The 17,620-nt window shown below is 69.7% G+C and carries 20 protein-coding genes; 9 read left to right on the top strand and 11 right to left on the bottom strand.

From position 1 onward, the window contains the following. Positions 1 to 3: 3 nt before the first annotated feature. Entirely contained in the window at positions 4 to 465 is a 462-nt protein-coding gene (locus IEY14_RS17825; RefSeq protein ID WP_188910917.1) for a PBECR3 domain-containing polyvalent protein, read from the top strand. 139 nt (positions 466 to 604) lie between these two features. On the opposite strand, the gene IEY14_RS17820 is transcribed toward IEY14_RS17825, so the two are convergent. After that, positions 605 to 1,636 carry a DUF2125 domain-containing protein gene (locus IEY14_RS17820; RefSeq protein WP_188910915.1) on the bottom strand — a complete coding sequence of 344 codons (1,032 nt, stop codon included), beginning with the start codon at positions 1,634 to 1,636 and terminating at the stop codon, positions 605 to 607. Between the two features lie 25 nt (positions 1,637 to 1,661). Between IEY14_RS17820 and IEY14_RS17815 the strand changes: the two genes are divergently transcribed. Then, complete coding sequence (locus tag IEY14_RS17815; protein ID WP_188910914.1) at positions 1,662 to 2,174, top strand: gamma-glutamylcyclotransferase; 513 nt, start codon at positions 1,662 to 1,664, stop codon at positions 2,172 to 2,174. On the opposite strand, the gene IEY14_RS17810 is transcribed toward IEY14_RS17815, so the two are convergent. The 4 genes from IEY14_RS17810 to ftsE all read right to left on the bottom strand — a co-directional run bounded on the left by IEY14_RS17810 (position 2,093) and on the right by ftsE (position 5,516). Then, on the bottom strand, positions 2,093 to 2,950 hold the full coding sequence (locus tag IEY14_RS17810) for a lysophospholipid acyltransferase family protein (protein WP_188910912.1): 858 nt from the start codon (positions 2,948 to 2,950) through the stop codon (positions 2,093 to 2,095). The two genes, IEY14_RS17815 and IEY14_RS17810, sit on opposite strands and share 82 nt — an antisense overlap. A 130-nt stretch (positions 2,951 to 3,080) precedes the next feature. Then, positions 3,081 to 3,770: a YdcF family protein gene (locus IEY14_RS17805; RefSeq protein ID WP_188910910.1), complete on the bottom strand. Its 690-nt coding sequence runs from the start codon at positions 3,768 to 3,770 to the stop codon at positions 3,081 to 3,083. Positions 3,771 to 3,868: 98 nt separating this feature from the next. Further along, complete coding sequence (locus tag IEY14_RS17800; RefSeq protein WP_244639559.1) at positions 3,869 to 4,864, bottom strand: cell division protein FtsX; 996 nt, start codon at positions 4,862 to 4,864, stop codon at positions 3,869 to 3,871. Next, a complete protein-coding gene (ftsE, locus tag IEY14_RS17795) occupies positions 4,857 to 5,516 on the bottom strand; it encodes a cell division ATP-binding protein FtsE (protein ID WP_188910908.1) in 660 nt (219 codons plus the stop codon). Before ftsE ends, IEY14_RS17800 begins: the two co-directional genes overlap by 8 nt. Positions 5,517 to 5,672: 156 nt before the next feature. Here ftsE and IEY14_RS17790 point away from each other — a divergent pair, with 156 nt between their 5' ends. The 4 genes from IEY14_RS17790 to IEY14_RS17775 all read left to right on the top strand — a co-directional run bounded on the left by IEY14_RS17790 (position 5,673) and on the right by IEY14_RS17775 (position 9,388). Further along, positions 5,673 to 6,137 carry a hypothetical protein gene (locus IEY14_RS17790; RefSeq protein WP_188910906.1) on the top strand — a complete coding sequence of 155 codons (465 nt, stop codon included), beginning with the start codon at positions 5,673 to 5,675 and terminating at the stop codon, positions 6,135 to 6,137. After that, complete coding sequence (gene hpt / locus IEY14_RS17785) at positions 6,134 to 6,682, top strand: hypoxanthine phosphoribosyltransferase (protein WP_188910904.1); 549 nt, start codon at positions 6,134 to 6,136, stop codon at positions 6,680 to 6,682. Before IEY14_RS17790 ends, hpt begins: the two co-directional genes overlap by 4 nt. A 99-nt stretch (positions 6,683 to 6,781) precedes the next feature. After that, complete coding sequence (locus tag IEY14_RS17780; RefSeq protein WP_188910902.1) at positions 6,782 to 7,180, top strand: response regulator; 399 nt, start codon at positions 6,782 to 6,784, stop codon at positions 7,178 to 7,180. Between the two features lie 237 nt (positions 7,181 to 7,417). Continuing rightward, the gene (locus IEY14_RS17775) at positions 7,418 to 9,388 is read left to right on the top strand and encodes a methyl-accepting chemotaxis protein (protein WP_188910900.1); all 1,971 of its coding nucleotides are present in this window, start codon (positions 7,418 to 7,420) and stop codon (positions 9,386 to 9,388) included. Between the two features lie 78 nt (positions 9,389 to 9,466). On the opposite strand, the gene IEY14_RS17770 is transcribed toward IEY14_RS17775, so the two are convergent. The 4 genes from IEY14_RS17770 to IEY14_RS17755 all read right to left on the bottom strand — a co-directional run bounded on the left by IEY14_RS17770 (position 9,467) and on the right by IEY14_RS17755 (position 14,145). Continuing rightward, the gene (locus IEY14_RS17770) at positions 9,467 to 10,510 is read right to left on the bottom strand and encodes an esterase-like activity of phytase family protein (protein ID WP_244639558.1); all 1,044 of its coding nucleotides are present in this window, start codon (positions 10,508 to 10,510) and stop codon (positions 9,467 to 9,469) included. Beyond that, positions 10,507 to 12,408, bottom strand: a complete 1,902-nt coding sequence (gene cobT, locus IEY14_RS17765) for a cobaltochelatase subunit CobT (RefSeq protein ID WP_188910899.1) — start codon at positions 12,406 to 12,408, stop codon at positions 10,507 to 10,509. The genes IEY14_RS17770 and cobT overlap by 4 nt, the downstream gene beginning before the upstream one ends. A 7-nt stretch (positions 12,409 to 12,415) precedes the next feature. Then, positions 12,416 to 13,402 (bottom strand): cobaltochelatase subunit CobS, encoded by a 987-nt coding sequence (gene cobS, locus IEY14_RS17760; protein ID WP_188910898.1) that lies wholly within the window; start codon positions 13,400 to 13,402, stop codon positions 12,416 to 12,418. 122 nt (positions 13,403 to 13,524) lie between these two features. Next, positions 13,525 to 14,145, bottom strand: coding sequence for a J domain-containing protein (locus IEY14_RS17755; protein WP_188910897.1), 621 nt, complete (start codon positions 14,143 to 14,145; stop codon positions 13,525 to 13,527). Between the two features lie 102 nt (positions 14,146 to 14,247). On the opposite strand from IEY14_RS17755, the gene IEY14_RS17750 reads away from it, so the two are divergent. Genes IEY14_RS17750 through IEY14_RS17740 form a run of 3 tightly spaced genes read left to right on the top strand, consistent with a single transcriptional unit; the run spans position 14,248 to position 15,904 of the window. Further along, positions 14,248 to 14,556, top strand: coding sequence for a BolA family protein (locus IEY14_RS17750; protein WP_188910896.1), 309 nt, complete (start codon positions 14,248 to 14,250; stop codon positions 14,554 to 14,556). Continuing rightward, on the top strand, positions 14,553 to 15,317 hold the full coding sequence (locus IEY14_RS17745) for a YoaK family protein (RefSeq protein WP_210318486.1): 765 nt from the start codon (positions 14,553 to 14,555) through the stop codon (positions 15,315 to 15,317). Before IEY14_RS17750 ends, IEY14_RS17745 begins: the two co-directional genes overlap by 4 nt. Before the next feature lie 17 nt (positions 15,318 to 15,334). After that, entirely contained in the window at positions 15,335 to 15,904 is a 570-nt protein-coding gene (locus IEY14_RS17740; RefSeq protein WP_188910895.1) for a hypothetical protein, read from the top strand. Between the two features lie 3 nt (positions 15,905 to 15,907). On the opposite strand, the gene aroB is transcribed toward IEY14_RS17740, so the two are convergent. Both aroB and IEY14_RS17730 read right to left on the bottom strand, forming a co-directional pair. After that, on the bottom strand, positions 15,908 to 17,032 hold the full coding sequence (gene aroB, locus IEY14_RS17735) for a 3-dehydroquinate synthase (RefSeq protein WP_188910894.1): 1,125 nt from the start codon (positions 17,030 to 17,032) through the stop codon (positions 15,908 to 15,910). After that, entirely contained in the window at positions 17,029 to 17,619 is a 591-nt protein-coding gene (locus IEY14_RS17730) for a shikimate kinase (RefSeq protein WP_188910893.1), read from the bottom strand. Before IEY14_RS17730 ends, aroB begins: the two co-directional genes overlap by 4 nt. Position 17,620: the final 1 nt, after the last annotated feature.

Genomic DNA, 17,620 nt, shown 5'->3' with positions numbered 1-17,620 from the left:
TCCATGGCTGGTGACCGTCCGGCGACGGGTGCCCGGAACCGGCGTATCCGCAACCTCGTCAACCGTGCCCTGAAAAAGCGCGACGGCATCGTGCTGCGACGCGATCTCGGACCGGTCGGCAACGGTCTGGCGATCATGGACGCGACCGGTATCGACGTCACGGGCTTCAGACGGGTGCTCGACAGCGGAAAGATCCGCAAGGTGATGAAGGATCATGGCGATCCCTTGCGCGAGCAGTCGCGCCGGCCGCCTCAGATCGCGATCGACCGGAAGGATTTCGAACGCATTCCGCAGATCGTCGAGTCGGCCTTCCGCATCAGCGGCGGTTGGTCCTCGAAGCGCGGGCCGACATCGCTGAAATACGAAGCGAGGATCGGGTCCAACCTCTACATCTATGTGGAAACGGTTCGCACCGGCCAGCGGCACGTCGCGTTGAAGACGATGTGGAAGCGAAAGCCCGTGTGACGGGCCCCGGGGGCGCATGCCGCGCTTGCGCGCGCCTCACCATGAACGTCCGAAACGGCCGGGACCCTTCACGAAAATAAGATCGTATCTCAGCGAAGGCAATGCGCGGGTGCCTTATCGCGAGGTCGCCGACGCGCGCTCACTCGATCTGCGGCAGCTTGCCGAGCGGGATGAAGCCGAGCGAGGCGCGGCCGCGCTTCACGTCGATCTCGACCAGCGTGCGCCCGTTCTCGGTGCGGCCGACGAGGCCGATGCCGGAGGCGATCGTGCCGGCGATGCCCTCGGCCTCGGGGACGAGACGGCCGGCAAGATCGGCGATCGCCGCCGGATCGGTGAGGGCGATCGCGAACCGGCCGGAGATCTGGCCGTCTCCGTCGACGGAGAAGGGGCCGGAAACCTCGGCGCTGCCGGCGCCCGTGCCGGCGAAGGCGAGCTTCAGCGAGCGGATCGTGCCGGCCCGGCCGCGCAGCGCCTCGCCAAGCGTGTCGCCCGGCCGCTCGCCCGACAGCCAGTCGGCGGCGCCCGTCACCGAAAGGTCCGCCGCGACGCCGAAGGGCGGCAGGGAGGCCAGTTCGGGCTGCGCCGCCTTCACCCCGTCGTCGCTCAGCGCGAAATCGAGATCGGCGCCGTTGCGCCGCGCATGGACTTCCAGGTGATCGGAGGTCGCGAGCGTCGTACGCGTGCCGGCGCGGCCCGCCAGCGCCACGTCGGGCCCTTCGATCACCAGCGCCAGGCGATCGACGCCTTCGGTCCAGAAATGCGCGCTCGCCTGGAAGAGCCGCCAGCGGATGTCGAGCGGCGGGGTCTTCGGCGTGTCGAGGAGAAGCGGTCCGTCCAGCTCGGCGACGATGCGGCTCGGATCGTAGACCTGCGCGGCGGTGCGCAGCGCCCCGGCGGCGGCCTTCAGTTCTTTCGCCGGCGCCTCGACGCCCACCGCCTCGCAGCGGAGCCCGAGGCGGAAGGGATAGCCGAAGACCTCCTGGCGCTCGCAGGCGATCGTGGTGCCGGTGCCGGCGGCGGCCTCGATCGCCGCCTGGACGGCGCCGTCGAGCCGGTTCGCCAGATAGTACCAGACGCCGGACAACGCCGCCGCCAGAAGGATCGCGATCGCCGCCACCGCGACGAAGGCGCGCCGCGCTCCGCCGGGTCTTCGCGCGCTTGACGCCGCCATGCCGTTTCCCTCTTTACCTGTGGCCATGACCGATCTCTGGGTTTTTGGCTATGGCTCGCTCATCTGGCAACCCGGCTTCGCCTTCGAGGAGCGGCGGAAGGCGCGGCTGGCCGGCTATCACCGGGCGCTCTGCATCCGCTCCTACGTGCATCGCGGCACGCCGGAGCGGCCGGGCCTCGTCTTCGGGCTCGACCGGGGCGGCTCCTGCATCGGCATGGCCTTCCGCGTCACGCCGGAGGCCGGCGAGGCGGTGCTCGCCTATCTGCGCGAGCGCGAGCTCGTCACCAATGTCTATCGCGAGCAGCACCTGCCCGTCGTTCTGGCGGACGGCCGGCGCGTGCGCGCCGTGACCTTCGTCGCCGATCGCGGCCATCCGCAATATGCCGGCCGGCTGGACCCGGCCGAGGCCGCGACCATCGTCGGGGGCGCGCATGGCCGCTCCGGCGCGAATGTCGACTATGTGCGCTCTTCCTTCGCCGAGATCGCGGCGCTCGGATTGACCGACCGCTGGCTGGAGGCCGTCGTCGCCCGGCTCTGAAGCGCCCCGGCGGCGAGCGCCGCCGCGACGTCCGGCGAGGCGGGCAGCTTCGGATTTTCGTGATGGGCGGCTGCGAGGAGGTCGAAGGCCGCGCCCGCGATATCGGTCTTCACGCGGGCGAGCAGTTCCGGCCGGCCGAGCCCCGGCGCGATCGGCGGCAGGAAGCGCACGCGGATCGTGCCGCCGCGATAGGGTCCGTGCTTCTTCGGCCAGAAGGTGCCGGAATTCAGCGCCGCCGGCACGATCGGCAGGCCGAGTTCGGCCGCGATCAGATAGACGCCGGGACGCGGCTCGCCGATCGTGCCGGGCGGCGTGCGCGTGCCTTCGGGAAAGATCACGATCGGCCGGCCCTCGGCGATCGCCTTGCGGGCACCCGCCATCATCGAGGCCATGGTCGCGCCGCGCCGGGTGCGATCGACCGGGATCATGCCGAGCCGGCGCATATAGGTGCCGAAGAGCGGAATGCGCATCAGCTCCTTCTTCAGGATGAAGGCTGGGCGGTCGAGAACCGCCGTATAGGCCATCGTCTCCCAATAGGACTCGTGCTTGGAGGCGATGACCGAGGCGCCGGCCGGAATGTTCTCCAGCCCCTCGAAGATGACATCCGTGCCGGTGATCCACTTCTGCAGGCGCATGCCCGTGCGCCCCCAGACCCTGGTCATCCGCCAGGCGAAATCGTCGCCGGACACGAGGAAGATCGGCAGGAAGACGATGAGGAACAGGATGAGCGATGCGTAGAGAAGGATGCCGAACGCGATCGAGCGGAGGGTGGTCATCGGCAAGAGAAGTCCCGGCAGGCGCCCATCCGTCGGGCGCGCCGGAGATTTGCACCATCCCTTCCGGCGAGGATAGTGCGGCGTGGCCATAATGGCGGCGCCGCGGCCGAAAACTCGGGCGCCGCCCGCCTCAGGAAGAGGACTTGTGCGTCAGCTGCGCCGTCTCGCTGACGGCCTTGCGGTCTTCGATCCCCGTCGCGAAGCGGATACGCGTCGCCAGCAGCTTGGCATATTCGACCAGCAGCACCTTGATGCCCCGTCCGCTCGGCACCGCGCCTTCGCCCTTCCAGAGATCGGCGCGGGTGACGGCATAGGGCTTGATCACTGGCACATGGGCGACGCGGCCGAATTCCAGGAGCGTGCGCGGCATGTGATAGTCGCTGGTGACGAGGATGAGATCGTCGAAGCCGCGCGCCCGGGCCCAGCGGTCGGTCATCTCCGCGTTGCCGATCGTGTTCAGCGCCGCATAGTCGAGATCGACGCAGCAGTCGAACAGCGCGCGGTCCGTCGCCGTCAGGCGCGACAGCGTGCCCGCGCTGGTGCCCGGATTGACGCCGCTGATGAGGAGGCGCCGGCCCTTGCCGTCCTTCAGGAGGTCCATCGCCTGGTCGAGGCGCAGCGCGCCGCCGGTGAGGACGACGATGCCGTCGGCCCGGTCGACGCCCGGCAGGCGCGAGAACTCGGCCACTTCCTGCGCGAAGCGGATGAAGCCGCCGGTCAGATAGCCGCCGGCGACGGTGAGGACGAGACAGCCGGCGAGAAGCGCCCGCCGCAGATGGCGGCGCCTCGGACGGGGGGATGGGTTCGGTTCATGCGGCATCGGTTCGCCCAATGCATTCCGGTCTATCGATTCAACTTGCGCGTAAACTCTTTAACGATCCTTAGCGTTCGCGAAGCTTCTCAACGAAATCGACCCCGTCAGCTTTCCACCGGCGACAGCATGTCGATGGCGGCAAGCTGTCGCATCACCGTCCAGCGCGAGGTCGCCGCCGTGAGGACGCCGATGACGGCGACCACGCAGAGAATGCCCGCATAGCCTTTCCAGCCGATCGCGAAGGAGCCGAAGAGCGCGCTGATCTGGTCGGCTTCCGGCGTCGCCTGGTTCACCTCCGTCCAATAGCCCATCGCGAGGAAGAGGAGGAGTCCCACGAAGCCGCCGGCGAGCGAGCCGAAGAGGCCGAGCTTCAGGAAATGGCGCTCGAACTCGGCGGCGATGAAGGCGGGCCGCGCGCCGACGAAATGCAGGACCTCGACGATCTGGCGGTTGCCGGTCATGGCGCCGCGCGTCGCGAAGACGACGGTGAGGGCGGTGGCGACGAGCACCAGCGTCAGGATGCCGATGCCGACGAGCACGGTCGCATTGGCCATCGAGACGAGGCGCGAGACCCAGGCGCGATGGTCGTCGAGGCTGGCCTGCGGCACGGCGGCGATGAGGCCGACGCGCAGGCTGGTGAAGTCCGGCGGCGCGTTCTCGTCGATGCCGATGAGGACGAGGCGCGGCACCGGCAGTTCGTCGAGCTCGAGATCGGCGCCGAGCCAGGGTTCGAGCAGGCGCGAGGTGGCCGCGTCGGTCATCGCTTCGGCGCTGGTGACGCCGGGCGTCGCGAGGGCGATCTGGCGCACGGTGGCGATCGCCGCCGCCATGTCGAGCCCGTCCTCGGGGCGGATCTGGACGGTGATCTCGCGGGCGATCTCCGATTCCCAGGTCGCGGCCGTGTCGGAGACCAGCGTCACCGCGCCGAGGGTCAGGCTGGCGAGGAAGGTCATGATGCCGATCACCGTCACCAGCGCCCGGCCGGCGACATTGGCGGGCGGCACGATCGGCGCCGGGCGGACTTCGCCCGGGCGGCGGGCGAGCCGGGCGAGCGGCAGCGCCGGACGGCGCCGAACGGGGGAGGGGGCGGCGTCAGTCATAGATCTCCAGCCTCCCGTCCTGGAGGATGAGGCGCCGGGCCTCGACCTGATCCATCAGCGACAGGTCGTGCGTCGCGATGACCACGGCCGTGCCGGTGCGGTTCAGTTCGAGGAAGAGGCGCAGGAGCCGGCGGGCGAGCGGCGGATCGACATTGCCGGTCGGCTCGTCGGCGAGGAGCACGTCCGGCTGGTCGATGAGGGCGCGGGCGATCGCGGCGCGCTGCTTCTCGCCGCCGGACAGGACGACCGGCAGGGCATGCATCCGCTCGCCGAGGCCCACCCATTTGATGAGGTCGATCACGTCCTGGCGATAGCTCGATTCCGCCTTGCCGCGCACGCGCAGCGGCAGCGCCACGTTCTCGTAGGTCGTCATGTGGTCGAGCAGCCGGAAATCCTGGAAGACGACGCCGATGCGCCGGCGGATCGCCGGCAGGTCGGTGCGCGCCAGCGTCGAGACGTCGCGGCCGAGCATGGTGATGAGGCCGCGCGTCGGCTTCACCGCCAGGAACAGCATGCGCAGGAGGCTCGTCTTGCCGGCGCCGGACGGGCCGGTGAGGAACTGGAAGGACTGGCGCTTGATCTCGAAGCTCAGGTCGCGCAGCACCTCCGGACCCATGTCGTAGCGCAAGCCGACATTCTCGAACCGTATCACCGCGCGCCCCGCCTCATCCGCCTGCCATCCGGCGTCCGTTCGTAAGACGCCGACTTCGTGTCGATTTCGCGCCGCCCCGGCCGCTTTGTGGCGGGGTCAGTTCTGGTTAATCCTCCAGCCTTAACCGTCCCTGGACTTTTCGAGAAAGGGGTGGCGATGCAGGCCCGCCGAACCGCACGAGCCGCCCGGACGGGCCATGTCATCGAGGGAAGCGCCGTCGTGGTGGAGCGGATCTCCGTCGCGCCGCAGAAGGTGCTGCGCCCCGCGCAGCCCGCGCCCATCAACGACAATGCCCGCGCCGACCTGCCCTTCGCCCGGCCGCGGCCGATGGGGCCGGACCTTCTCTTCCAGGGCGCCGCGCGCGGCTATGCCCGGCCGAAGGCCCCGCGTCCCGAAGCCTCCGCCACGGCGCGCCCCGCCGGGCTTTCGGACGAGGCCGGCCGGCGCCAGGCGAGCGTCGGCGTCGCGGTCGCGCTCGTCGCCACGCTCGCCGCCTGGACGGTGCCGGACCTGCCGAAGCCCGCGCCGCACTCGACGCAGGCCGCGCCCTCCGCTACCACTGCCGCTGGAGCGGCCCCGGCGGCTCCTGGCAGAGGCGACAGGATAACCATCAGAAAATGATCACGGTTCGCGGCAAGCGTATCGAGCCGCTCTTTTCCGCCGAGGCGATTGCCGAGCGCATTTCCGGCATCGCCGGCGAGATCGCCGGGCGCCACCCGACCGAGGCCAGCGGCGAGCTGCTCGTCGTCGCGGTGCTGAAGGGCTCCTTCGTCTTCGCGGCCGATCTCATCCGCGCGCTGCACGGCGCCCATCTCGCGCCCGAGGTCGAGTTCATCTCGCTGTCGAGCTATGGCGCCGGCACGGCGGGCGGCGAGGTGCGGGTGCTGCGCGATGTCGAGACGGATGTCGCCGGCCGCACGGTGATCATGGTCGACGACATTCTCGAATCCGGCCGCACGCTGAAATTCGCCCGCGAACTGCTGCTGTCGCGCGGCGCGCGCGGCGTCGAGGTGGCGGTGCTCCTCGACAAGACCATGAAGCGGCAGGTCGGCATCGAGGCCGATTATGTCGGCTTCGAATGCCCGGACCATTTCGTCGTCGGCTACGGCATGGATGTCGGCCACGCCTTCCGCGAACTGCCCTTCGTCGGGCGCCTCCTGGAGTAAGGCCGAGGAAGAGTAAGGCCGAGGCAAGCTTTGTCTGCCAGGGTCGTCACGGACCCCTCCTGTCGGGGCGAAGAGAACGAACAGGGATCGAGCGAAGGCATGGCAAGCATACTTGTCGCCGAAGACGACGACGGCGTGAGGCTCCTGGTCTCGCGCGCCCTCCGTCTCGAAGGCCACGAGGTCGTCGCATGCGAGGATGGCGAGCTGGCGCTCGAACGTCTCCAGGCCGATGACGGGGCCTATGATCTCGTTCTCTCCGACATCCGCATGCCGGCGATGACCGGCATCGAACTCGCCCACGAGGTCGCGGCCGCCTGGCCGCATCTGCCCATCCTGCTGATGACCGGCTATGCCGAGCAGCGCGAAGCCGCCGAGGATCTGGCGCGCATCATCGTCGGCGTCGTCGACAAGCCCTTCACCGTGCCGACGATCCGCGCGGCGGTGGCGCAGGCGCTGGCCGCGACCACGGCCGAGGCGCCGATGCTGCGCTACGCCTGACCGGCGACGCGGCAATCGTCGCGAGGCGCACGATCCGGGAACCCGCGTCGCCATGGTGAGGACTGCGACGAGCGGCGTCGCCTTTCCTTGCATCGCGAAGGACAAAACCTTCGCCGCGACTGACTTTGCGGTGCCGATGCCTCGATATTTCGCCGTCTACGAAGTTAAGCCTTAAGCAACTCCCGAAGCGCATAGCTAGCCACATATGCGACAATATGGCGCAGAGGGGCGACGGCAATGCTGCGAAACATAAAAATCGGGACGAAGCTGGCGCTTTCCGCCGGAATTGGGATCATCGTTCTCGTCGGTAGCGCGATCAACCAGAAGCTCTCCAATGACGGGATCAATTCCGGGCAGGCGGCGCTGACCCGCGAAGAGACCATTCTCGACGGCATCAGCGGCGCCGAGCTCGCTTTCCAGAAGCTGCGCTTCGAGGCTCAGGGGAGCGAACGCGCGGACCGCAGCGACCTGCTCGATCAAGCCTTCCGACAGATCGACACACATGCCAGCAATGGCTGGAAGGCCCTGGATAAGCCGATTGCCATCGCTCTGAAGCCGCAGGTGCTCGAGGATATCCGTCAGTCCATCAAGCAATATGAAGGACAGGCCCGGCGGCGGCTGGATGCCATCAAGGACTTCATCGTCAAGAATCCGGCGCGTGCGGACGACCTCGACGCGACGGCGGCGGCCGCGCAGGCGGTGGTGCCGAACGCCGATATCGTCGCGGTCTCCGAGAAGGTCGAGAAGGCCATCGACGAATCGAAGGGCAACGCGGTCCGCTTCACGGCGGAGGCGAAGACGGTGCTCGAAGGGGCGCTGGCGCGGCGCGACACGATCGATTCGATCTCCGCGCTGCTCGTCGGTCTCCTCCTCGTCGGCTCGTCGGTCTTCCTGTTCTTCAGCATCGTGCGGCCGATCCGCGCCATGACCGGTTTGATGGCGGCGCTGGCGCGCGGCGAGACCGGCATCCAGATCGCCTTCGCCGGGCAGAAGGACGAGATCGGCGACATGGCGGCGGCGCTCGAAATCTTCCGCCAGGGGGCGCTCGCCAACCAGCAGCTTCAGGCCGAGGCCGAAACCAATCGCGCCCGGGTCGAAGAGGAACGGCGGACGACGCAGCAGCGGGCGGAGATGGAGGCGCGCGAGCGGCTGAACCGCGCCACGGCGGGATTGGCGGGCGGCCTGAAGCGCCTTGCCGAAGGCGAGCTGAACTTCCGGCTGACGGAACCCTTCTCCGCCGAATTCGAGCCGCTGCGCCGCGATTTCAACAGCGCGATCGAGCAGCTCGACGAGGTGGTCGGGCGCGTCGTCGCGGCGGCGCAGGTCATCCGGCTCGGGCTCGGCGAGATCAACACGGCCTCGACCGACCTGTCGCAGCGCACCGAGCAGCAGGCGGCCAGCCTGGAACAGACGATCGCCGCGCTGACCGCCGTCGTCGGCGGCGTCGACGGAACGGCGACCGCCGCGACCCATGCGCAGACCACCGCCGGCGGCGCCCAGCGCAATGCCGAGAAGGGCGGCGCCATCGTCGGCGAGGCCGTGGCGGCGATGACCGAGATCGAGCGCTCCTCGGCCGAGATCGGCAAGATCATCGGCGTGATCGACGAGATCGCCTTCCAGACCAATCTTCTGGCCCTGAACGCGGGCGTCGAGGCGGCACGCGCCGGCGAGGCGGGCAAGGGCTTCGCCGTCGTCGCGCAGGAAGTGCGCGGTCTGGCGCAGCGTTCGGCGGAAGCCGCGAAGGAGATCAAGGATCTCATCTCGGTCTCCACGACGCAGGTCGGACGCGGCGTCGAACTCGTCACCGCTTCCGGCCGGTCGCTGGAGGATATCGTCGGCGGCGTCAGCGAGATGACCGGTCTCGTCTCGGGCATCGCGCGCTCGGCCAAGGAACAGGCCGGCTCGCTGAAGGAGGTCTCGACGGCGGCCGATCAGATGGACAAGGTGACGCAGCAGAACGCCGCGATGGTGGAGGAGACGACGGCGGCCGTGCAGGCGCTCCAGCAGCAGACGGAAGAACTGGCCGGCCTCACCCAGCGCTTCTCGACCACGCCCCACAATACCGCGCCTTCGCGGGTGGCCTTCGCGCCGTCCGGCAGGCCGGCTGCCGTCGCGCCGGCGCGCGGCCTGCCGCAGGCGCGCACCACCGGTCGCGGCGGCGCCGCGCTGAAGGCGGAACCGGCCGCCGACAGCTGGGAAGAGTTCTGAACCCCGTCACCCATCATCGCATCGCGGATCGAGGGCGCGCCGGCAACGGGGCGCCCTTCGTCGTTCGGGAGGGTCCGTTCAGTTCGAGGCCGCCGGGCCGGGCTCGATCAGCTTGAATTCGAGCAGCAGGTTGCGCTGGAGGAAGGAGCCGTTGTCGTCCGAGACGAGGACGAGGCGAGTCGAGCCGTCGGCGGCGCGATAGGCGTCGATCCCTTCCATATTGTCGATCTCCTTGCTGAGATCGGCCTCCATCAGCACCGGCCCGTCGACCAGCGCGCCCGGCCGGATCGCGCGCCCCTCGATGCGCCGGATGCGCATGCCGACGCGGGTCAGCCCCTGGAAGCGGCGTTCGAGCAGCAGGAAATCGCCATCGGGCAGGAACACGCCGTCCGTCGCCGACCAGGCCTCGTCGCGCCGGACCGCGAAGGCGCCGCCGCCCTCGCCGAGGATTCCGGCGAGAAGATTGCCGTCCGCGTCGAGCGAGCGTTCGGCGACGACGATGCTGCGTCCGGCCAGCGGCGTGCCGCGCGGCGCCGTCGCGATCGTCTCCAGCCCCTGGTTCGAGCGCAGTTCCTTGCGCGGAATGGGCAAGGGCAGGAAACGGGGTTTGGCGCCGAAGGGCGCCGCCGCATCGGCATAGGCGGCGATGCGATGGTTGACCTCGAAGGAGACCAGCGCCTCGCCCTCCGGCCCGATCGCCAGCCCTTCGGCATCGGCATCGCTCTTGCGGCGATAGGGCTGGCCGCCGGGATCGAGGATCGGCGCGAGCCGCGCCTGCGAGATGCCGACGGGCCGCCCTGCCGCGTCGCGGTCGAGATGGCCGGCGAACCAGAGGCCGGTATCGCTCACCGCCAGGAACCGGCCGCCCTTCAGGAGCCGGATCGCCGAGATGCCCATCAGCCAGGGGCTCGGGCTCGAATAGGAGAAGCCGCCGACATATTCCAGCCCGCCGAAGCGGACCGGCGCGGCGGGATTGGGGTCGAAGCGCGGAATGGCCCGCGCCGTCACGGCGATGTCCGTCGCGCTCTGCAGGGTGGCCGTGCCCGGCGCGGCGAGGACGAGGACGCCGGCGAGAAGCAGGGCGGGGGCGAGGGCGCGCCGCAGCCGGCGGCCAGCCCTCACCGGCCGGCCCGTGCCCGGCGGCGGGCGCCGGGCAGCGTCTGCTCGTTCTCGAAGAGCGCCGCGAGCTGTTCGGTCATCGCGCCCGCCAGTTCCTCGGCATCCACCAGCGTCACGGCGCGGCGATAATAGCGCGTCACGTCGTGGCCGATGCCGATGGCGAGAAGCTCCACCGGCGAGCGCGTCTCGATCTCCTCGATCACCGCGCGCAGGTGCCGCTCCAGATAGTTGCCGGGATTGACCGACAGCGTCGAATCGTCGACCGGCGCGCCGTCCGAGATCATCATCAGGATGCGTCGCTGCTCGGGGCGCGCCATCAGGCGCGAATGGGCCCAGATCAGCGCCTCGCCGTCGATATTCTCCTTCAAGAGGCCCTCGCGCATCATCAGGCCGAGATTGCGCCGCGAGCGCCGCCAGGGCGCGTCGGCCGACTTGTAGACGATGTGGCGCAGGTCGTTCAGCCGGCCGGGCTTGGCCGGCTTGCCGCTCTTCAGCCAGGCCTCGCGCGCCTGGCCGCCCTTCCAGGCCCGCGTGGTGAAGCCCAGCACCTCGACCTTGACGCCGCAGCGCTCCAGCGTGCGGGCGAGGATGTCGGCGCAGGTCGCCGCCACCGTGATCGGCCGGCCGCGCATCGAGCCCGAATTGTCGATGAGCAGCGTGACGATCGTGTCGCGGAAGTCGGTGTCGCGCTCCATCTTGTAGGACAGCGGCTGCGTCGGATCGATCACGATGCGCGACAGCCGGGCCGAGTCGAGATAGCCCTCCTCGAGATCGAAGTCCCAGGAGCGGTTCTGCTGCGCCATCAGGCGGCGCTGCAGGCGGTTGGCGAGCCGCGCGACGACGCTCTGGAGGCTGGCGAGCTGCTTGTCGAGGAAGGAGCGCAGGCGCTCCAGCTCCGCCTCGTCGCAGAGATCCTCGGCGCCGACGATCTCGTCGAAGGCGGTGGTGAAGCTGCGATAGTCGCTGGTCTCCAGCGGGCCGCCGGGCGGCGGGTTCGGCCGGCGCGACTCGCCGGGCGTTTCCGAATCCGGGTCGTCGTCCTCGGTCGCGTCGTCGGCGGTGATCTGCGAATCCTCGGCCTCGGCCGCATCCTCGCTCTCGCCCTGGCTCTCGGTCTCCTCGGCCTGGGCGTCCTCGGCGCCGGCCTCGCGCTCCGAGCTGCCGTCGTCGCTGTCGCGGCTCTGGTTGTCGCCCTGTTCCTCGTTGTCGCTCTCGTCCTCGGAGGCCTCCTGGCCGAGCTCCTCGGCCATGTCCATGGCGCTGAGGAGATCGCGCACGGCCCTGGCGAAGGCGTTCTGGTTCTCGATCGCCTCGCCGAGCTTCTCGAGCCGCGCCCCCGCCCTGTCCTCGATCCAGTCGCGCCAGACCTCGACCAGCGCCTCGGCGGCCTTCGGCACCGGGCGGCCGGTCAGCCGCTCGCGCACCATCAGCGCCACGGCGTCCTCCAGCGGCGCCTCGGCGCGGTCGGTCACGTCCTGAAGATTGGCGCGGATATATTTGTCCTCGATCATCGAGGTCAGGTTGTCGCCGACGCCCTGCATCGCATTGGCGCCGATCGCCTCGACGCGCGCCTGTTCCACGGCGTCGAAGATGGCGCGCGCCGCCTTGCCGTCGGGCGAGAGCGTCGCATGGATCTTCGCGTCGTGCCGCGCCCGGCGCAGCGCCATGGCGTCGCCGAGGCCGCGCACCACGGCGACGTCGTTCAGCGTCGCGCGCTTCGGCAGTTCCGGCAGCCGGGCGCGCTGGCCGACGAGGCCCGGCCGCTCGTTGGCATAGGTGACTTCCAGCTCGCCATCGGCGGCGATGGCGCGCATGCAGCCGGCGATCGCGCGGCGGAACGGCTCGCGATCCGGCGCCCCGGCCTTCGGATTCTGCTTCGCGTTGTCGCCGCGCCCCGCCATCTCGGTCTCAGTCCAGGACGACGTTCGCCGCCGATTCCGGCAGGTCCTGGCCGAAGGCGCGCTGGTAGAACTCGGCGACGAGCGGGCGCTCCAGATCGTCGCACTTGTTCAGGAAGGTCAGGCGGAAGGCGAAGCCGACATCGTTGAAGATCTCGGCATTCTCCGCCCAGGTGATGACCGTGCGCGGGCTCATCACGGTCGAAAGGTCGCCGTTGATGAAGGCCGAGCGCGTCATGTCGGCGACGCGCACCATCTTCGAGACGGTCTGCCGCCCGTCCTTCGTGTCGAAATGCTTCGCCTTGGCGAGGACGATGCCGACCTCGTTGTCATGCGGCAGGTAGTTCAGCACCGTCACGATCGACCAGCGGTCCATCTGCGCCTGGTTGATCTGCTGCGTGCCGTGATAGAGGCCCGTCGTGTCGCCGAGACCCACCGTGTTGGCGGTGGCGAAGAGGCGGAAGGCGGGATGCGGCGTCACGACGCGGCTCTGGTCGAGCAGCGTCAGCCGGCCCGAGGTCTCCAAGACGCGCTGGATGACGAACATCACGTCCGGCCGGCCGGCATCGTATTCGTCGAAGACCAGCGCGACATTGTTCTGATAGGCCCAGGGCAGGATGCCGTCGCGGAATTCCGTGACCTGCATGCCCTCGCGCACCGTGATCGCGTCCTTGCCGACGAGATCGATGCGGCTCACATGGCTGTCGAGATTGATGCGGATGCAGGGCCAGTTGAGCCGCGCGGCGACCTGTTCGATATGGGTCGACTTGCCGGTGCCGTGATAGCCCGCGACCATGACGCGGCGATTGCGCGCGAAGCCGGCGAGGATGGCCAGCGTCGTCTGCTTGTCGAACAGATAGTCAGGATCGAGATCCGGCACATGCGGGTCGGGACGGCTGAAGGCGGGAACCTTCAGCGAGCTGTCGAAACCGAACGTCTCGCGGACGGAGATCGTGGTGTCGGGAAGCCGCGCCACATCCTGGACCGCTGCACTCATCTTACCTCCATGGCCCGAGCGCCCGATGGCGAGGCCGAAATCCGAACCCATTCCGCCTAGCGCCCACCGTGCCGGACGGCAAGCGCTCGATTGAGCCTCAACGGGCTATCTCGCGTCGGAGTTCAGCAGAAGCCGGATTGCTTCAGGAGCTTGTAGGCCTGGATCACCTCGCGCAGGCGATCCTCGTGGCCGCGATCGCCGCCGTTGGAATCCGGGTGATACTGCTTCACGAGCAGCTTGTAGCGCGCCCGGATCGCCTCGCCGGAAGCCTCGGCGGAGAGGTTCATCGTCTCGAAGGCCTTCGCCTCCAGGGAGCGCACGGGCTTCGGCCGGCGCGCCTTCGCGGCGGCGGCCTCGTCGCCGAAGAGATTGAAGGCGTCGCGCGGCCGGCCGTTCCAGCGCTTGGCGCGCAAAGGCGGCTGGCCGGTCGTCGCCGCGGCGCCGGTGCCCTTGTCGGCGCCCATCGTCCAGGTCGGCCGGTGGCCGGTCATCGCGTCCTTCAGATAGGACTGGATGTCCTTGTCGTTCAGGCCGGAGAAGTAGTTGTAGGATTTGTTGTACTGGCGGACATGGTCCACGCAGAAGTGGAAATACTGCCCCTCCTGGTCGCGGCCGCGCGGCGCGCGATAGATGCCGGGCGCCTCGCAGCCCTGCCACTCGCAGGTGGGCGCCTTCGCCTTTTCCGCCGTTTTGCGATCGGGGCGCACGCGGATGCCGTCAAAGAGTTTGGAGTCGAGCTTCATTCGCCGATTATGGGGGGAGGAGCGGGTGCGAACAAGAATTGACAGATCGGGAAAAAGGGTCTTGTCCGGCAGGTCGAAACCGATAGCCACCGGACCCGCCGCATGAGCCGCCATTCCCGCGAAAGCATCGAGGCCAGACTGCGCGCCGCCTTCGCGCCGGAGAGCCTGGCGGTGATCGACGAGAGCCATCTCCATGCCGGCCACCATCACGGCGGCAGCGACCATCACGCGGGCTTCGACGGCTCGGGCGGCACCCATTTCCGCGTCCGCATCGTGGCGCCGGGCTTCGCCGGGCTCGGCCGGCTCGCCCGCCACCGCGCGGTGAACGAGGCGCTGCGGGAGGAGCTCGCGAGCGGCGTCCATGCGCTCGCCATCGAGGCGAGCGCGCCGGGCGAGCCCACACGCCGGTGAGCCGCTTCTCGCGCCGCGCCGCGATCAAGCGGCGGCGCCTCGTCGTCGGCTGCCTCTTCGCCGTCAGCCTGTCCTTCATCAGCGGCATGACGGATGCGGTCGGCTTCCTGACGGCGGGCGACTTCGTCTCCTTCATGAGCGGCAACACGACGCGCCTGTCGATCGCGCTCGCCGAGGACCGGACGGGCGCCGCGCTGCGGCTCGCGGGAATCCTGCTGATGTTCGTCGTCGGCAATGCCGCCGGTGTCGTCCTCAACCGCTTCGCCGGGCGCCGGCAGCTCGTCGTGCTCCTCGCCGTCGCCCTGTTCAGCGCGTTCGGCATCTTCGCGGCGCTGGACCCGGCGGCGATCCTCTCGGTCGCCTTCGCCATGGGCCTCATCAACGTGGCGCTGGAGGAGGTGAGCGGCCATCCGCTCGGCGTCTCCTACGTCACCGGCGCCCTGTCGCGCTTCGGGCGCGGCCTCGGCCGCCTCCTCACCGGCCAGCACCATCCCGGCTGGTGGCTCCAGATCATTCCCTGGATCGGCCTCTTTTCCGGCACGGTCTGCGGCGCCTTTCTGGAAGCGGGCCTCGGCCGGCTCGCCTTTCTCGCCTCGGCCGGGGCGGCCATGGCGCTCGGCTTCGTCTCGCTCGCCATTCCGCCGCGCTGGCGCGAGGGCTTTCTCATCCGCCGCCCGGTGCCCCGGACCGTCGGCCGGCGCGGCGCGCGGCGCCCGGACGAGTTGAAGCCGGGCGCGGACGGTCTAGCTTCTCCGGGATAAGCCCTGGGAGGATCGTCATGACCATGACCGGTTCGTCGACCAGACATCGGGGGCGGAAGGCGGAATGGACGATCGGCCGAGCCGGCCGGCGCGCGCTCGCCGGACTTGCCGCCGCCGTCGCCCTCTGCCCGCCCGCCGGAGCGGAGGAGGCCGCCGAAGCCCTCTCGCGGCCGCGCAGCTTCGCCATCGCCGACAGCTTCTGCTTCATGCCCTGTCTCGACGCGGCGAAGAGCCACGCGCAGGACCTGCGAAGCGCCCGCGTCACCATCTCGCGCGTCGAACTGTCCGGGCCGATGATCGCGCATTGCGACGGCAAGGTGGCGATCTCGACGCGCGAGGGCTCGGAAGCGGAGGTGATGGACGAGCTGCATCGCCGCTATGGCGAGGCGGCGCTGACCAGCGCGGCGCAGATCGTGCTGCCGGCCGGGCCGTTCCGCACCGGCACCGCGACCTGCGCGCCGACCGATGGGCGGGCGCCGACGACCTTCGCCCGGCTCCTGTCCGTCGAGCCGCAGCGCATCACGCTCCTCACCGAAAGCGGCGTCGTCTACGAGCTCGTGCCGGTCGTGGCGCCGACCGGCCGCTGAGACCTATCGACCGGCGATCTCGTCGGCGAGGAAGGCTTCGAGCCCGGCCGGCTCGACATCCTTCGCGATGAAGGCCTCGCCGATGCCGCGCGTCAGGATGAAGGTCAGCCGCTCGCGGCTCACCTTCTTGTCCTGGCGGATCGCGCCCATCAGCTCGGCGACCGTGAAGCCGGGGCCCGGGACTTCGCCGAGCCGCGTCGGCAGGCCGGCGGCCTCGAGATGACGGGCGACGCGGCCGGCATCCTGGCCCGAGCAGAGACCGAGCCGCACGGAGAAGCGATGCGCCATGGCCATGCCGATCGCGACGCCCTCGCCATGCACGAGCCGCGCCGGGTCGTAACGCACCGCCTTTTCCAGCGCGTGGCCGAACGTATGGCCGAGATTGAGCAGGGCGCGCCGGCCTTCCTCGCGCTCGTCGTCGGCGACAACCTCGGCCTTCGCCCGGCAGCTTTCGGCGATCGCCTCGGCCCGCGCCGCCTGTCCGGCGAAGATGCCCGCCCGGTGCCGCTCCAGCCATTCGAAGAAGTCCGGCCGGTCGATCAGCCCGTATTTGACGACCTCGGCATAGCCGGCGGCGAATTCGCGCGGCGGCAGGCTGTCCAGCACCTGCGTATCGGCGAGGACGAGGCTCGGCTGGTGGAAGACGCCGACGAGATTCTTGCCCTGCGGCGAATTGATGCCGGTCTTGCCGCCGACGGAGGAATCGACCTGCGCCAGGAGCGTCGTCGGCACCTGGATGAAGCGCATGCCGCGCCGCACGATGCCGGCGACGAAGCCGGCGAGATCGCCGATCACGCCGCCGCCGAGCGCGATCACCGCGTCGCCGCGCTCCAGCCGCGCCGCGATCACGGCCTCGACCGCCGTCTGGAGATGGGAAAAGCTCTTCGTCGTCTCGCCGGGCGGCAGCACGATCGGCGTCGCCTCGATGCCGGCCGCCCTCAGCGAGGCCCGCAGCGGTTCGAGATAGAGGGCCGCGACCGTCTCGTCGGTGACGATGGCGGCGCGCAGCCCCGGCAGGCGTGCCGCGATCGCCGTGCCGGCCCCGGCGATCAGCCCTTCTCCGATGAGGATGTCGTAGCTCCGCGCGCCGAGTTCGACGCGCACCGTCCGGGTGGTCACTTCGTTCATGCTCTCGCTTCCGCCCCGCGCGCCGCCGGCAGGTTGCGGTCCAGCGCCTCGACGATCTCCTCCGCCACGACCTCGCGCTTCACCTGCCGCGACAGGATGGTGATGTCGGCGAGGGCGTAGATCGGATAGCGGCGCTCCATCAGGTCGCGCATCGTGGCGCGCGGATCGGCCGTCTTGAGGAGCGGCCGGTTGCCGCGCCGCATCACCCGCTCCATTAGAATATCGAGATCGGCCTTCAGCCAGACCGTGATCGAACTCGCGGCGAGCGCGGTGCGCGTCGCCTCGGCGATGAAGGCGCCGCCGCCGGTCGCCAGAACCTTGGGCCCTTCCGCCGCGAGCCGGGTGACGACGCGGGCCTCCAGCGCCCGGAATTCCGTCTCGCCATAGGCGGAGAAGAGCTCCGCGATCGTCATGCGCGCGGCCGTCTCGATCTCGGTGTCGCTGTCGTGGAAGGGCAAGGCGAGGCGCTGGGCCAGGCGGCGGCCGACCGTCGACTTGCCGGCCCCCATGAGCCCGACCAGCACGATCGAGCGCGATCCCAGCCGCGCCGTGATGTCTTCCGCCCTCGGCGGTGCCACGCTTTGCATG

The organism is Aureimonas endophytica (assembly GCF_014642635.1).
GTDB lineage: Bacteria > Pseudomonadota > Alphaproteobacteria > Rhizobiales > Rhizobiaceae > Plantimonas > Plantimonas endophytica.
Note: the sequence above shows the minus strand (reverse complement) of the source record. Positions and strands in the feature narration are given on the sequence as shown.

Bases quoted from the DNA above. Each gene is read 5' to 3' on its own strand.
- aroB (WP_188910894.1), bottom strand. From the start codon at position 17,032: ATGAACGAAGTGACCACCCGGACGGTGCGCGTCGAACTCGGCGCGCGG.
- IEY14_RS17750 (WP_188910896.1), top strand. From the start codon at position 14,248: ATGAGCCGCCATTCCCGCGAAAGCATCGAGGCCAGACTGCGCGCCGCC.
- hpt (WP_188910904.1), top strand. From the start codon at position 6,134: ATGATCACGGTTCGCGGCAAGCGTATCGAGCCGCTCTTTTCCGCCGAG.
- IEY14_RS17780 (WP_188910902.1), top strand. From the start codon at position 6,782: ATGGCAAGCATACTTGTCGCCGAAGACGACGACGGCGTGAGGCTCCTG.
- IEY14_RS17775 (WP_188910900.1), top strand. From the start codon at position 7,418: ATGCTGCGAAACATAAAAATCGGGACGAAGCTGGCGCTTTCCGCCGGA.
- IEY14_RS17805 (WP_188910910.1), bottom strand. From the start codon at position 3,770: ATGCCGCATGAACCGAACCCATCCCCCCGTCCGAGGCGCCGCCATCTG.
- cobS (WP_188910898.1), bottom strand. From the start codon at position 13,402: ATGAGTGCAGCGGTCCAGGATGTGGCGCGGCTTCCCGACACCACGATC.
- IEY14_RS17755 (WP_188910897.1), bottom strand. From the start codon at position 14,145: ATGAAGCTCGACTCCAAACTCTTTGACGGCATCCGCGTGCGCCCCGAT.
- IEY14_RS17730 (WP_188910893.1), bottom strand. From the start codon at position 17,619: ATGCAAAGCGTGGCACCGCCGAGGGCGGAAGACATCACGGCGCGGCTG.
- IEY14_RS17800 (WP_244639559.1), bottom strand. From the start codon at position 4,864: ATGACTGACGCCGCCCCCTCCCCCGTTCGGCGCCGTCCGGCGCTGCCG.
- IEY14_RS17825 (WP_188910917.1), top strand. From the start codon at position 4: ATGGCTGGTGACCGTCCGGCGACGGGTGCCCGGAACCGGCGTATCCGC.
- IEY14_RS17815 (WP_188910914.1), top strand. From the start codon at position 1,662: ATGACCGATCTCTGGGTTTTTGGCTATGGCTCGCTCATCTGGCAACCC.
- IEY14_RS17820 (WP_188910915.1), bottom strand. From the start codon at position 1,636: ATGGCGGCGTCAAGCGCGCGAAGACCCGGCGGAGCGCGGCGCGCCTTC.
- IEY14_RS17740 (WP_188910895.1), top strand. From the start codon at position 15,335: ATGACCATGACCGGTTCGTCGACCAGACATCGGGGGCGGAAGGCGGAA.
- cobT (WP_188910899.1), bottom strand. From the start codon at position 12,408: ATGGCGGGGCGCGGCGACAACGCGAAGCAGAATCCGAAGGCCGGGGCG.
- IEY14_RS17790 (WP_188910906.1), top strand. From the start codon at position 5,673: ATGCAGGCCCGCCGAACCGCACGAGCCGCCCGGACGGGCCATGTCATC.
- IEY14_RS17810 (WP_188910912.1), bottom strand. From the start codon at position 2,950: ATGACCACCCTCCGCTCGATCGCGTTCGGCATCCTTCTCTACGCATCG.